We start from the raw sequence: 14550 nt of genomic DNA, 5'->3' as shown, positions 1-14550 counted from the left end.
CCGCATCGGCTATGGCGGCGCCATGATCCTCGTCGTCGACAATTACGACAGCTTCACCTGGAACCTCGTCCATTATCTGATGGAACTGGGTACCGAGGTCGAAGTCGTCCGCAACGATGCGATCTCCGCCGGGCAGGCTCTGTCGTCGGGCGCGGACGCGTTCCTTATTTCCCCCGGCCCCTGCACGCCGACCGAGGCAGGCGTGAGCCTCGACCTCGTCGCCGCGTGCGCAGACGCCGGCAAGCCGCTGCTTGGCGTGTGCCTCGGCCACCAGGCGATCGGCCAGCATTTCGGCGGCAAGGTCGAGCGCGGCGGCCTGATGCACGGCAAGACCTCGCCCGTCGTCCACGACGACACCGGGCTGTACGCTGGGTTGCCCTCGCCGTTCATCGCCACGCGCTATCACTCGCTGATCGTCAACGCGGTCCCCGACACACTGGTGGTGAACGCGACCGCGCAGGACGGCACGGTCATGGGCTTCCGCCACAAGACGCTGCCGATCCACGGCGTCCAGTTCCACCCGGAGAGCATCGCCACCGAACACGGCCACGAAATGCTCGCCAACTTCCTGAAGATGGCGAACATTCCCCACCAACTCCCCTCCCGCCTCCGGGAGGGGTCGGGGGAGGGCCGCGCCGCGCTCACGACCTCGGCTGGACAGGACGCCCCTCCCCTGACCCCTCCCGCAAGCGGGAGGGTAATGTGACCACCACCACGCTCCTGCCTGACCCCGGCTCCCCCCTCTCGCGCGAATCCGCCCGAGAAGCGTTTGCCGACATCCTCGACGCCCGCGCCAGCGACCGCGCGATCGCCACCTTCCTCACCGATCTCGCGACCCGCGGCGAAACCAGCATCGAGATCGCCGAAGCCGCACGCGCGCTCCGCAACCGGATGATCCCGATCGACGCCCCCGCCGGCGCGATCGACGTCTGCGGCACCGGCGGTGACGGCCACCACACCCTGAACGTCTCGACCGCCGTCGCGCTCGTCGTCGCCGCGTGCGGAGTCCCCGTCGCCAAGCACGGCAACCGCGCCGCCTCCAGCAAGGCCGGCGCCGCCGACACGCTGGAAGTCCTCGGCCTCGACATGGACCGCGCCGGCGCCACCGCGGAGGCAAGCCTCAACGAGATCGGCATCGCCTTCCTCTTCGCCGCCAACCACCACCCGGCGATGAAGCGCATCACCCCGATCCGCCAACGCATCGGCAAGCGGACGATCTTCAACCTGATGGGCCCGCTCGCCAACCCGGCGGGCACCACCCGCCAGCTCATCGGCATCGCCCGCCCCGACTATGTGTCGCTCTACGCCGAAGCCCTCGAACAGCTCGGCACCGAAGCCGCGCTCGTCGTCTCCGGCGAAGAAGGCCTCGACGAACTGTCGGGCGCCGGCCCCAGCATCGTCGCCTCGGTCGGCACCGTCGCGCTCCCCGGCAAGGTCACGCCCGAAGACGCCGGCCTCACCCGCCACGCCATCACCGACATCCGCGGCGGCGACGCGCACCACAACGCCGACGCGCTCCGCCACCTGCTCAAGGGCGAGACCGGCGCCTACCGCGACGCCGTCCTGCTCAACGCCGCCGCCGCCTTGATGGTCGCCGGCACCGTCCCCACTCTCGTCGACGGCGCGGCCAAGGCCGCCGCCGCCCTCGACACCGGCAGCGCCGACGCGCTGCTCGCCCGCTGGATCGCCTACTGACATGACCATGCTCGACCGTATCCTCGAGACCAAGCGCGCCGAAGTCGCCGCGCGCAAGGCAACCACCTCGCTCGCCGACATCGACGCCGGCATCGCCCGCATGTCGAAGCCGCGCGGCTTCCGCGCCGCGCTTGACGCCAAGACCGGCTACGCGCTGGTCGCCGAAGTCAAGAAAGCCAGTCCCTCGAAAGGCCTGATCCGCGCCGACTTCGATCCCGTAGCCCACGCTCGCGCCTACGAAGCCGGCGGCGCCGCGTGCCTGTCGGTGCTGACCGACGAAAAGTGGTTCCAGGGCTCCGACGCCTATCTGACCGCGGCGCGCGACGCCGTCTCGATCCCCGTGTTGCGCAAGGACTTCATGGTCGACCCATGGCAGTCGACCGAGGCGCGCGCGATCGGTGCCGACTGCATCCTGATCATCGTCGCAGCACTCGACGACATCCAGATGGCCGAGATCGAAGCCTCCGCGCTCGAATGCGGCATGGATGTGCTGGTCGAAGTCCACGACGCGCACGAGATGGAGCGCGCGCTGAGGCTCAAGTCGCGCCTGATCGGCGTCAACAACCGCGACCTGCGCGACTTCTCGGTCGATTTCCAGCGCACCTACGACCTCGTCGGCAAGGCGCCCAAGGACTGCACCTTCGTCGCCGAAAGCGGCCTGACGACGCGCGCGGAACTCGACGCGATGGCCGAACACGACATCCACTGCTTCCTGATCGGCGAAGCGCTCATGCGCCAGGACGATGTCGAAGCGGCTACACGGGCGCTGGTGGGATGACCGGCCTCACCCATATCGACGAAGCCGGCGCGGCCCGCATGGTCGACGTCGGCGGCAAGGCCGTCACCGCCCGCGAAGCCATCGCCTCCGGCCGCATCACCATGTCCGCCGAAGCCGCCGCAGCGATCGGCGCCGGCACCGCGAAAAAGGGCGACGTCCTGGCTGTCGCGCGCGTCGCGGGCATCATGGCCGCCAAGCGCACCAGCGACCTCATCCCCCTCTGCCACCCGCTCCCGCTCACGAAGGTGGAAATCGACTTGGTCGTCGACGAAACCGGCGTAACCGCCACCGCCACGGCCTCGACCGAAGGCAAGACAGGCGTCGAGATGGAAGCTCTGACGGCTGCCACGGTAACGCTCCTGACGATCTACGACATGGCCAAAGCGATCGACAAGAGCATGGTCCTCACTGACATCCGCGTCCGCGCAAAGTCCGGCGGCAAATCCGGCGACTGGACCGCCTAAAACAAAACCCTCGCCCCAAAGGGGAGAGGGAAAGACGCCAAAGGCGGCGAGGGTGAGGGCAAGCCAAGCAGAACGCGCCTAGCTTTCAGTCATCATCGATAGACCAGTCGTGGCTCTCGACGATCGTAGACTCAACTGGTCGCCCCGCCGCATCCAGCGAAGGGTCATACCGAAACCGCTGCTCGATCAACCGACAGGTCAGTGCATCAAGCTCCCGGCTCCCGCTAGACCGAGTCACCCGACACCCCGACACGCGCCCATTGGTTTCAACCACGTACCGCACGAATACGCGCCCTCTGATCCCGGTCTCCGCACCGTCATCCGGATAATCCGAATCCTTCAACCGCCCCTTTCGCCACCGCGGCGGCGTCTCCTCGCCACCCCCGCCGTCGCCATCGCCATATCCCCCACTCCCGGTGCCATTGCCGATCCCCCCACTCCCGGTCCCCGGCCCGCGAATATCCGAAGCCCCCGCCGTCGCCTGCGCCCCCACTCCAGCCTTCTCCGCAACCACGACAGGCGGCGGCACCACAACCGGTACCACCGGAGGCGGCGCCACCACCTCGGTAGCCTTCGACTTCAAATTAGGAGGCGACGCAGCCCCCTCCGGCTTCCGGCTAGGCGAAGGCCGAGGCCTCACCTTCTCCTCGGGCGGCGGTGGCGGACGCGGCGCCGCATCGAACACCTTCAACGCATCACTCACCGCCGCCGACATCGGCACCACCAGCCCATTGAGCAGGGCATAGCCCAGCACCCCCGGCAACAGGACAGCACCCACCGCCGCCCCGATCCTGTCTCTCGCCCGAGGCTGATTGCGTGTCATCATGCTGATCTGGTGTCTCTTTCCCCCAAACAAAGCCCCGCAAGCGATGAACCCGCGCTGGCCGAGCGTGCGAAGAGGTGATCGACGACTATCCCGAACTCCGCGTCGGGCCGCGGAGAAAACAGTGGAGCACTATCAACACCACCCCGGCGAAGGCCGGGGCCCAGTTGGGAAAGCCGCGGTAATTCAACGCGACCGCCCCGCCCAACCCTGTTTCCCCGCGAAGGCGGGGACCCAGACTGGACTCCCGCCCCTCGAGGCAGTGGCTGCGCCGATCGCCCCGCCGTCCTGCCGCAACCCCAACAACACCTGTCCTACGTTCCAAACCCATGGCAAAGCGCCAGATACGCCAAAACTCACCCCCTCCCGCCGGACCTTCTACCGGACGAGACCGTTCCAAACCTGAATCTCAGAACCGCACCCGCCAAATGTCTCCCAGCGTGTGAACTTCCTGCACTTCCAGCAGGAAAACCACGTAATATCAGAGCCAAAAGCATGACCCTAGTCCCCGTCGCCGAAGCCCAGTCCCGCCTCTTCGCCATGGCCCCCCGCGTCGGCCACGAGACCGTGACGCTACGCGAAGCCGCCGGCCGCTGGGCCGCCGAGGACATCCTCGCCCGCCGCACGCAACCGGCAGCAGACCTCTCGGCGATGGACGGCTACGCGATCCGCTACGCCGACCTCCCCGGCCCCTGGACCGTCATCGGCGAAAGCGCAGCCGGCCGCCCCTTCGCAGGCCATGTCGCCCCCGGCCAAGCCACCCGCATCTTCACCGGTGCCGCAATGCCCGACGGCGCCGACACCGTCATGGTCCAGGAAGAAGCCCAGCGTGATGGCGAAACCCTGATCCTGGCCGGCGAAGGCCCCCCGACGCTCGGCCGCAACACCCGCCGCAAGGGCCTCGATTTCTCCACCGGCACCCGCCTGATCGCCGCGGGCGATCGCCTCAGCCCCGCGCGCATCGCCGTCGCCGCAACCGGCGGCCACGGCAGCCTCACCGTCAACCGCCGCGTCCGCGTCGCCGTCGCCGCCACCGGCGACGAACTCGTCCCCCCCGGCTCGACCACCGACGGCGTCGCGCTTCCCGAATCGAACGGGATTATGCTCGCCGCGATGCTCGCCGACATGCCCGTCGACATCATCGACCTCGGCATACTCCCCGACAATCTCGAGATCCTCCGCGAAGCCTTCGCCAGCGTCGAGGCAGACCTGCTAGTCACTACCGGCGGCGCGTCGGTCGGCGACCACGACCTCGTCCGCCCGGCAATCGAAGCCGCCGGCGGCACCATCGACTTCTGGCGGATCGCCCTGCGCCCCGGCAAGCCGATGATGGCCGGCCGGATCGGCGAGATGATGGTACTCGGCCTCCCCGGCAATCCGGTCTCCGCGTTCGTCACCGCGACGTTGTTCGTCAAACCCGTCGTCGCGCACATGGCCGGCGCTAGAGACCCGCTCCCCCAGTCGACCCACGCGCTGCTCGGCGAAGACCTGCCCGCCAACAACGCCCGCACCGACTATCTCCGCGCCGAACTGCGCGACGGGAAAGCCTATGCCTCGACGATACAGGACAGTTCGATGCTGCTGACACTCGCCCGCTCGACCTGCCTCATCGTCCGCCCCGGCAACGCTCCCGTCGCGAGGACCGGCGAATCGGCCGAAATCCTCGTAATCGCGTGATACGGACGCTTGACGGCGTTAGTTATGTTCCATAGAAGTTCCCAGTCTGTTCCGGACGGAGAACCGCCATGCTCACGCGCAAGCAGCACGAACTCGTCTGCTTCATCAACGATCGCCTCAACGAAACCGGCGTCTCGCCGTCGTTCGAGGAGATGAAGGACGCGCTCGACCTCAAATCGAAGTCGGGCGTCCATCGTCTGATCAGCGCGCTCGAGGAGCGCAACTTCATCCGCCGCCTGCCGAACCGCGCGCGCGCGCTCGAAGTGTTGCGCATGCCCGAACGTGCGGAGAAAAAGGCGCCGTCAAAGGCATCGAACGTCAAGGCAGCTCCCGCCGCCGCGACCCCGCAACCGGCCAACGACGTCATCGAGATTCCCCTCCACGGCCGCATCGCTGCCGGCGTCCCGATCGAGGCGTTCGAAGGCAGCACCATGCTAGCCGTCCCCGCCGCGCTGCTCGGCACCGGCGAACACTACGCTCTCGAAGTCTCGGGCGACTCGATGGTCGAAGCGGGCATCCTCGACGGCGACTACGCCCTGATCCGCCGCACCGAAACGGCGAGAGACGGCGAGATCGTCGTTGCGCTGATCGAAGACAGCGAAGCCACCCTCAAATACTTCCGCCGCGAAGGCGCCATGGTCCGCTTAGACCCGGCAAACCGAGCCTACGACCCCCAACGCTACGCCCCCGCCCAGGTCCGCGTCCAAGGCAAACTCTCCGGCATCCTCCGCCGCTACGACTGAGTCGCGGAGACCGACCTGCGTTATCATCGCGCAGGCCGGTCTCTGTTTTAGCTGCTTAGGAAAAGTGCCCGCTCAAGCTGGTGAGCCAAGTCGCTCTCTCCCGCTAGCGACAGCGACCGGTCTGATCGGCAAATTAAGCGATGTACTCGGAGTTGTCCGAGACAGTTCTTCGATATGCCCAAGCAAAGACCGCCAAGCGTCCGGAAGACTCTGTCCCGCTTCGATGCATAAGCGCGACCTCGACTCGAACCCTAAATATCTGTGCCTCCGCGCCTTTGCGCGAACATATCGCCATCTGCCCCCCGCGCAGCCGAAGAATTGGTTCGCGCGGAGACGCGGAGGTGTTGCGTTCGGGGAGGGATGAAGCTGTTCCAATGCCTTCGGTAGTGAGACTGAACAATAGCCAGCCCGATTCATCCATCGTATCAAAATTCTCCGCGGCTCCGCGTCTCCGCGTGAACAAATTCTTCGCACTGCGATCGCAGGTGATGACGGATGATTTTGTTCACGCGAAGGCGCAAAGGCGCGAAGATGTGGTGCTTAGATTGGCGTCTATTTGTCTTCGCAGACCACGGAAAAACCGACGTCGGCTCATCGTTCATGAAGGTGTGAAGGTCTCCCGAATCGCATCACCTTCGCAACTGTGCGCCTTCACGTGAACATTTCTACTTTTGACGGCCTCGGCTGGCACGAAACGCCGGCGCAGTACCGTGAAACCGGTCATAGCGCGGCCTGAACGAATGCGCGGTGCGTTCGAGGAGAGGCGGATCGCGCCAAGGGTGACGATCACCTGCGTTCAGGATGGTCACGACTGTCCCGCTCCCCAAGGTCAGCGCGACGCCCCCCGTACGCCGGAGTACACGACGATCCAGTTTCAACCACCGCGGTACACACCGTCTCGGCAGACCGCGTTCGCTGACGACAATATCGGCGCCCTGACAGGCGGCGATGAACTCAGCAATCGGAACCATATAGGCGCTGCGCGTCGCAAGTATCCGCCACATCTGCCCACGCGCGGCGATATCGGTGACGCACAGATCGCGGCTGCACCGGGCATCGGGTTGGTCCGCGAGCAGGAGCGGCTCGCCGTCCACCCCGCCATTCTCGGCGAGCATGTCGCGCGTATAGTCGCCTGCCCGGTCACGCAGCATTGCCAGCCCCGCCGCGGTTCGTACCGCGACGTGGCGACCGTCTCCCGTCACCAGAACGTCAGGCGCTGGCGTGGTCAGCGCCCAGATCGCGCCGACCATGAGCGGCAGAATACCCAACCGACGCCACCAAGTCCGCCACAGCGCGATCCAAATCCCCCCGACAATCATGAGCACGAACGCCGCCGTCGGCATCGCGGGCAACGACCGCACCGAGCCGGGAGCGCTGGCCACGATATGCGCGAGCCACAGCAGCGCATCGAGCGAGCGCTGGACCAGCCACCAGATCGGCGCGCCGAAGCCGCCCGCATCGAGCAGCAGCGCCAGCGCCTCCAGCGGCATCACGACGAACGTGGTCAACGGGATCGCGACGATGTTGGCGAACGCGCCGTACAGCCCCGCCTTGTGGAAATGATAGACCGCGATCGGCATCAGTGCGAATTCGACCAGCAGCCCCGTGAGCAGCAGCGATGCGACACCCCGCGCCAGCTTGCGTCCCCGCCCTTCGTCATGCGGGCCGAAGAACGCGCGGATCACCGGATGTTCGTGCAGCGCCATGATCGCGGTGATCGCCGCGAACGAGAGTTGGAAGCTCGGCCCCGCCGCCGATTCGGGCAGGACCAGCATGACACACGCCGCCCCCGCCGCGACCAGCCTCAAGGTCATCGCCTCGCGTCCCATCGCCAGCGCGGCCAGCACGAGCAAGGCGGCCACGCAGGATCGGATCGTGGGGACCTGGCTGCCGGTCAGCAACGTATAGCCGATCGCCGCCGCCGCACCCGCCAGCGCGGCGATCAACGGCAGGCGCCCATGCAGCGCCAGCCACGGACTGAGCGCCAGCAGCCGCAACACGATCAGCATCGTCGCCGCCACGGCTGCGGTGATATGCAACCCGCTGACCGACAACAGATGCGCGAGCCCCGCCCGGCGCATCGCCTCCGAATCGTCCTCGCTGATCGCACCGACGTCACCCGTTGCTAGGGCGGCGGCGATGCCGCCTGCGCTGCCGTCCAGCCGCGAAACGATGTGGTGCGACAGCGCGACGCGTATGCCCGCGCCCGATTCGCTCGGCGTCGTTACGACCACCGGTGCGAAACCGCGTCCGGTCGCGCCAATTCCGCCGAACCACGCGACCCGGGCAAAGTCGTAGGCGCCCGGCACCGCTGGCAAAGGTGGCGGCATCAGGCGGGCGCGCAAATGCACGACTGCCCCGGTCCCGAGCAGCTTGGGCGCATCGGCCTCCGCGAGGTTGACGCGGACTCGGTATGGCAAGGCAACCGGCTGCCCATCAGTCTCCACACCTTTACCAAGTGGGAGAACCGTCAGCCGCACCAGTTTGCGCGCTACCAGCGGCTCGATCGCCTCCACCTTGGCCGAAAAGCTCGCGATCGTCGGGCCGCCCAACACCGGTCGTGCCACCGATTCCGACCGAGCCCAGATCAACCCAAGACCGAGCCCCGCCGTCAGCAGACCAATCGCCAGCGAGCGCGCCGCACGCCCGCCCTGCCCCACGGCCAGACAAGTCAGCCCACTCGCCACCAGCAGCAGCACCGCCACGCACCACGCCGGCGGGTCCGGCAAAGCGAACCACAACGCGATCCCGCTCCCCAGCATCACCGGCAGCCACAGCACCAACTGGTCGCGCTCCGCCTCCAGCCAGCGCTCGACCGCCAGGCCCCCGCGCTCCACGGCAAGCTCGACGACGGCCCCCCATCGCGGCACGCCCATTTGTCGCCGCCAAGGACGCATGCTAGGGGCGGCGACGGCTGTCATGGCCATCGTTTCTCCATCGTTTCATCAGTCTGGGAGCACCCGCGGTTGGGCGCAATATCTGATACGGGCACCGCCAATTCGGCCGCACCCGTGGTTACCCGTTTCGCTCCGTCGCCGACGGGGTTCCTGCATCTTGGCGGCGCGCGCACAGCGCTGTTCAACTGGCTGTTCGCAAAGGCGAACGGGGGTAAATTCCTGCTGCGGATCGAAGATACCGACCGGGTCCGCTCGACCCAGCCGGCGATCGACGCGATCATCGACGGGATGCGCTGGCTCGGGCTCGACTGGGACGGCGACGTCGTCATGCAGTTCGCGGGCGCCGAGCGCCACGCACAGGTTGCGCACGAGATGGTGGCAAATGGGCATGCCTATCGCTGCTACATGACCAACGACGAGATTGCCGCGATGCGCGCCGAGGCACAGGCCGCGAAGAAGCCGCTGCGCATCCGCAGCCCGTGGCGTGATCGCCCGGAAAGCGAAGCGCCGAGCCTTCCCCATGTCGTCCGCCTGCGCGCGCCGCAGGAAGGCGCCGTCACGATCGAGGACCGCGTGCAAGGCGCCGTCACGGTCAAGAACGAAGAGATCGACGACCTCGTCCTGCTCCGCTCCGACGGCACGCCGACCTACATGCTCGCGGTCGTCGTCGACGATCACGACATGGGCGTCACGCACGTCATCCGCGGCGACGATCATCTCAACAACGCGTTCCGCCAGTTGCCGATCTACCGCGCGATGGGCTGGCCCGAGCCGATCTATGCGCACATCCCGCTGATCCACGGCCCCGACGGCGCCAAGCTGTCGAAGCGTCACGGCGCAGTCGGCATCGAAGCGTACCGCGACGAGATGGGTATCCTGCCCGAGGCGTTCGACAATTACCTGCTCCGGCTCGGCTGGGGTCACGGCGACGACGAGATCATCAGCCGCGAACAGGCAGTCGAGTGGTTCGATCTGTCGGGCGTCGGCAAGTCGCCCTCGCGCTTCGACCTGAAGAAGCTCGAGAATCTCAATGGCCACTACATCCGCGAAGCCGACGACGCGCGGCTGGCACAGCTCGCCGCCGATCGCCTTGGCCACGACCTGCCGACCGGCGGACTCGATCTTCTGACTCGCGCAATGCCCGTCCTGAAGCCGCGTGCCGCAAACCTGAATGAGTTGGCCGAAGGGTCGAATTTCTTGTTCAGCCAACGGCCCTTGGCGATGGACGACGCCGCGGCGAGCCTTTTGCAGGGTGAAGCGAGTGCGATTTTGGTCAATGCCCATGCCGAACTTGACGCGCTCGCCACGTGGGATACGGAGGCGCTCGAAGGCGCGGTACGGCGCGTGGCCGAAGCGTGGGGCGTCAAGCTCGGCCAGGTTGCACAGCCGCTTCGCGCCGCGCTGACGGGACGCAAGACGTCGCCGGGGATCTTCGATGTGCTCGACCTGCTCGGGCGCGACGAGAGCCTGGGACGGATCGCCGACCGGATGGCTAGCTGATAAGATTTCGAGGAAGGATACAAGCATGAGCGAGACCGCAACCCTCAAGGTCGACGGCAAGGATTTCGAGTATCCGGTGATGTCCGGTACGGTCGGACCCGATGTCATCGATATCCGCAAGCTGTACGCGCAGACGGACAATTTCACCTATGATCCGGGGTTTACCTCGACGGCGTCGTGCCAGTCGAAGCTGACCTATATCGATGGTGACGCGGGCACGCTGCTGCACCGCGGCTACACGATCGGCGAGCTGGCCGAGCAGTCGAACTTCATGGAAGTCGCCTATCTGCTGCTAAATGGCGAACTGCCGAGCGAAGACGAGCTAGCGAACTTCTCGAACACGATCACGCGCCACACGATGGTGCACGAGCAGCTCGCGCAGTTCTTCCGTGGCTTCCGCCGCGACGCGCATCCGATGGCGATCCTGTGCGGCGTCGTCGGCGCGCTGTCGGCGTTCTATCACGATTCGACCGACATCCACGATCCGGCGCAGCGCGTCATCGCGTCGCATCGCCTGATCGCCAAGATGCCGACGATCGCCGCGATGGCGTACAAGTACAGCGTCGGCCAGCCGTTCGTCTATCCGGACAACACGCTGAGCTACACCGGCAATTTCCTAAAGATGACGTTTGGTGTCCCTGCCGAGAAGTACGTCGTGAACCCGATCGTCGAAAAGGCGATGGACCGCATCTTCATCCTGCACGCCGATCACGAGCAGAACGCGTCGACCTCGACCGTCCGTCTCGCCGGTTCGTCGGGCGCCAACCCGTTCGCGTGCATTGCGGCCGGCATCGCCTGCCTGTGGGGCCCCGCGCATGGCGGCGCGAACGAAGCCGCGCTCAACATGCTGCATGAGATCGGCACCGTCGACCGCATCCCCGAGTACATCGCCCGCGCCAAGGACAAGAACGATCCGTTCCGCCTGATGGGCTTCGGTCACCGCGTCTACAAGAACTACGATCCGCGCGCGGCCGTCATGCAGACGACCGTCAAGGAAGTGCTCGGCGAGCTGGGCGTCACCGACCCCGTGTTCGACGTCGCGATCGAGCTCGAGCGTCTCGCGCTCAGCGATCCGTACTTCATCGAGAAGAAGCTGTTCCCGAACGTCGATTTCTACTCGGGCGTGATCCTCTCGGCGATCGGCTTCCCGACGTCGATGTTCACCGTCCTCTTCGCGCTCGCCCGTACCGTCGGCTGGGTCGCGCAGTGGAACGAGATGATCACCGATCCCGACCAGAAGATCGGCCGCCCGCGCCAGCTGTACAGCGGCCCGACCGCGCGCGACTACGTCCCGATGGCGTCACGCTGATGAAGGCCCTTCGGCCGATTCTGATGATCGTCGGCGTGCTCAGCGCGCTGATGGGTCTGCTGTGGATCGGTCAGGGGCTCGGTTACGTCCACTGGCCGCAGTCGAGCTTCATGCTCGATCAGCGGCCATGGGCGGACCGCGGTGCATTCCTCGCCGCGTTCGGCCTCGCGCTGATATTAGTGGCGCGCCGGATCCGCCGGTAACGTCAGCACGAACCGCGCGCCTTCGCCGGGTGCGCTCTCGATTCCGAGATCCCCCTGCATCGCCCGCGCGAGACGCCGTGCGATGTACAGGCCGAGCCCGTTGCCGCCGGCCTCCGATGGATCGACCCGCTCGAACTTCTCGAAGATCCGCACCTGATCCTCGGGCGCGACGCCCTTGCCCTTGTCCGCGACCACGACGACCGCGTGGGTCTGAGTCCGCGTCACGGTGACGATCACCTGCGCACCGCGTGGCGAATAGCGCACCGCGTTGCCGACAAGGTTGACCAGAACCTGCAACACGCGGCGGAAATCGCCCAGAGCCGGAACACGCACGTCCAGCGCCGGGCGCGTGATCGTGACGCCTGCGTTCGCCGCGCGCACCGACAACAGCCCAGCCGCTCGTCGCGCTACATCGGCAAGGTCGATCGGCTCGGGCACGAGTGCAAAATCGGGCCGCTCGACCGCCTGGAGATCGACGAGGTCATCGACCAGTTCGAGCAGATGCCGTCCGGCGCTGGCGATATCCGCGGCGTAATCCGCGTAATCGCCCTGCACCGGGCCATCCGCCTGCGCATTGATGCTGTCTGCGTTGGCGACGATACGCGCGAGCGGAACCCGCAACGCCTTGTCGAGTCCGCTCGTAAAGGTCGGCGACAGTGTCTCGGTCGAGGCAGCAGGGGACGGCGCGTCTTCTACCACCATGCGTGCAGCGCCAACGAACCCCGCAAAGTCGCCCGCCGCATCATGTCGAACATTGGCCGTCAACGTCACCGCGCGTCCGGAACTCCGCAGCCGCGCGGGCTGCGCCGTCATCGGGCGTCGCCGGGCGAGAGAATCGAGGATCGGCAAAGCCCCATCCACACCGGTATCCAGCGAAAACATCGCCGTCAGCGGCTGGCCAAGCAAGGCGAACGCGTCGAACCCGTGCTTCGGCCCTGCATCGAGCGTGACGAACGTCAGCCGCAGCGCGGAATCCGTCTCCCACCGCCAATCCGTATCGCTGCCGTGGAAATCGTCCTGCGTATCCGGCGATGGTCGCGCCGGCCGCCACGCCGCGATCTCGCGCCAGCCGCTCACCGTGAGCCGTACGTTCTCACCATCTGGTTGAGCCCGCACCCAGAGATCTACGTCCGTTTCGTCGTCGGCGACGACCACGCCGCGCGACACAACGATTTCGAGCCGACGTGCGAGCCGGGCGATCGTCGCAAGCTGCGGCACGGCAAGTGGCGCACCGCGCATTCCGCCCGCCCGCTGGTTGAGCGCAACCAGCGCCGGGTCCGCAAACGACAGCGAGCCGTCCGGTGCGACGATCGCATGCGCGATCGGACTTTCGATCGAAGGGTCGAACACGCTCATCGCCGATCCGTACGCGCCAGCGCGCGCAACGCCATCCGAAAATCGCGGTTCAACGCCAATGGCGCGAGCGACGCACGCGCATCCTCGACCCCGACCGACACGATCGCATCGAGCGCATCCGCAAACGCCTCGATATCCCGCCGCGGATCCGCCTCCGACAGCGCCAGCCCGATCCGCGCGATCGTCGGCCGATCGAGATCGATCGCGCGCAACGCCAGCCACAGCCGATCGCCCTCCGGGTCCAGCGTGATAGCCCGCGCCTGATCGAACGCGATGCCGATCGCATGCGCCAGCACCGCGACGAACAAAGACAGCCGCCGGTCGCCGATCGATTCGACCAGCACCGCAGGCAATTCGTTCGGTCGCGCATCGAGCGCTCCGGCGAGCCGCGTCGCTACCGCATCGGGTCGCTCGCCTTCGTCATGCGCCGCGAGACTGCGCTGTGCCGCATCGGTGATCGCCCGGTCGCTTTCCCGCGTGACGGACTTCAAGCCATCGCGCACGGCCGCCGCCACCCACCAGACCAGCCGGTGATGCAGTTCGGCCGGCAACTCGCTGCCCCCGACGGCCCCCTGCTCGTTCGCCACCCGCCGCCGGCTTTCCGCAGCCAGCAGCGCAGACGCCGCCGACGCCACCACGCTGTCCGGCACCCCCGCCAGCCGTACCAGCAAGCTCGCTTCGTCGGGTTCCGCGACCTCGACCGGCAACGACGCGGCGATCAGGTCATGCCGCACGCGCGCGATCAGTTCGTCCATCAATTCTTCGTCGCGAAGCAATCCCGCCCGCGTGAGACGATCGAGAACGCCGCCCGCCCCGGCCTTCAACATCGCCTCCCCGGCCTGCGTCGCGCCACCACCCGCGAGCAGTCGTGCGGCATGTCGGCGGATGTCCCATTCGATCGCCCCGACGATCGCGCCGAGCACCTGCGCGAGCATCAGCCGCGTCCGGTCGTCGAGCCGTGCATCGGCATCGAGAAAGAAATCCGCGATCGTTCCGGTCAGCCGCGCGTCCGCGCGCAGGCGTGCATCCTCCGCTCGCGCAACGGGATCATAGGGCGACACGACGTCACGCACTGGGTCTGGACCGACCGACATGATCCCGTGCT

13 protein-coding genes are annotated in these 14550 nt (G+C 66.9%); 9 read left to right on the top strand and 4 right to left on the bottom strand.

Annotated features, from left to right (window positions below):
• Positions 1-22 precede the first annotated feature (22 nt).
• From J4O76_RS11560 to moaC, 4 genes are read left to right on the top strand one after another with little or no spacing between them, the layout of a single operon-like run.
• Entirely contained in the window at positions 23-706 is a 684-nt protein-coding gene (locus J4O76_RS11560) for an anthranilate synthase component II (protein ID WP_426281955.1), read from the top strand.
• Positions 703-1695 (top strand): anthranilate phosphoribosyltransferase, encoded by a 993-nt coding sequence (gene trpD / locus J4O76_RS11555; protein ID WP_426281954.1) that lies wholly within the window; start codon positions 703-705, stop codon positions 1693-1695. The genes J4O76_RS11560 and trpD overlap by 4 nt, the downstream gene beginning before the upstream one ends.
• 1 nt (position 1696) lies before the next feature.
• Positions 1697-2473: an indole-3-glycerol phosphate synthase TrpC gene (gene trpC / locus J4O76_RS11550; protein WP_056048598.1), complete on the top strand. Its 777-nt coding sequence runs from the start codon at positions 1697-1699 to the stop codon at positions 2471-2473.
• Complete coding sequence (gene moaC, locus J4O76_RS11545) at positions 2470-2937, top strand: cyclic pyranopterin monophosphate synthase MoaC (RefSeq protein ID WP_426281953.1); 468 nt, start codon at positions 2470-2472, stop codon at positions 2935-2937. Before trpC ends, moaC begins: the two co-directional genes overlap by 4 nt.
• A gap of 85 nt (positions 2938-3022) precedes the next feature.
• On the opposite strand, the gene J4O76_RS11540 is transcribed toward moaC, so the two are convergent.
• A complete protein-coding gene (locus J4O76_RS11540) occupies positions 3023-3763 on the bottom strand; it encodes an energy transducer TonB (RefSeq protein ID WP_426281952.1) in 741 nt (246 codons plus the stop codon).
• A gap of 492 nt (positions 3764-4255) precedes the next feature.
• On the opposite strand from J4O76_RS11540, the gene glp reads away from it, so the two are divergent.
• Positions 4256-5437, top strand: a complete 1182-nt coding sequence (gene glp, locus J4O76_RS11535; protein WP_426281951.1) for a gephyrin-like molybdotransferase Glp — start codon at positions 4256-4258, stop codon at positions 5435-5437.
• Positions 5438-5505: 68 nt separating this feature from the next.
• On the top strand, positions 5506-6180 hold the full coding sequence (lexA, locus tag J4O76_RS11530) for a transcriptional repressor LexA (RefSeq protein ID WP_426281950.1): 675 nt from the start codon (positions 5506-5508) through the stop codon (positions 6178-6180).
• Positions 6181-6845: 665 nt separating this feature from the next.
• On the opposite strand, the gene J4O76_RS11525 is transcribed toward lexA, so the two are convergent.
• The gene (locus tag J4O76_RS11525; RefSeq protein ID WP_426282435.1) at positions 6846-9056 is read right to left on the bottom strand and encodes a ComEC/Rec2 family competence protein; all 2211 of its coding nucleotides are present in this window, start codon (positions 9054-9056) and stop codon (positions 6846-6848) included.
• Between the two features lie 90 nt (positions 9057-9146).
• Here J4O76_RS11525 and gltX point away from each other — a divergent pair, with 90 nt between their 5' ends.
• The 3 genes from gltX to J4O76_RS11510 are packed head-to-tail and all read left to right on the top strand — an operon-like array spanning position 9147 to position 12089.
• A complete protein-coding gene (gene gltX, locus J4O76_RS11520; protein ID WP_426281949.1) occupies positions 9147-10577 on the top strand; it encodes a glutamate--tRNA ligase in 1431 nt (476 codons plus the stop codon).
• Positions 10578-10602: 25 nt separating this feature from the next.
• A complete protein-coding gene (locus J4O76_RS11515; protein WP_056048581.1) occupies positions 10603-11886 on the top strand; it encodes a citrate synthase in 1284 nt (427 codons plus the stop codon).
• Entirely contained in the window at positions 11886-12089 is a 204-nt protein-coding gene (locus J4O76_RS11510; protein WP_060524735.1) for a hypothetical protein, read from the top strand. The genes J4O76_RS11515 and J4O76_RS11510 overlap by 1 nt, the downstream gene beginning before the upstream one ends.
• Here J4O76_RS11510 and J4O76_RS11505 read toward each other — a convergent pair.
• Positions 12063-13445, bottom strand: a complete 1383-nt coding sequence (locus J4O76_RS11505; protein ID WP_426281948.1) for a sensor histidine kinase — start codon at positions 13443-13445, stop codon at positions 12063-12065. The genes J4O76_RS11510 and J4O76_RS11505 overlap by 27 nt on opposite strands.
• Positions 13442-14539: a DUF2336 domain-containing protein gene (locus J4O76_RS11500; RefSeq protein WP_353453020.1), complete on the bottom strand. Its 1098-nt coding sequence runs from the start codon at positions 14537-14539 to the stop codon at positions 13442-13444. The genes J4O76_RS11505 and J4O76_RS11500 overlap by 4 nt, the downstream gene beginning before the upstream one ends.
• Positions 14540-14550 lie beyond the last annotated feature (11 nt).

The sequence above is a fragment of the Sphingomonas sp. NFX23 genome, assembly GCF_049887795.1.
In the GTDB taxonomy this organism is placed as follows: domain Bacteria; phylum Pseudomonadota; class Alphaproteobacteria; order Sphingomonadales; family Sphingomonadaceae; genus Sphingomonas.
Note: the sequence above shows the minus strand (reverse complement) of the source record. Positions and strands in the feature narration are given on the sequence as shown.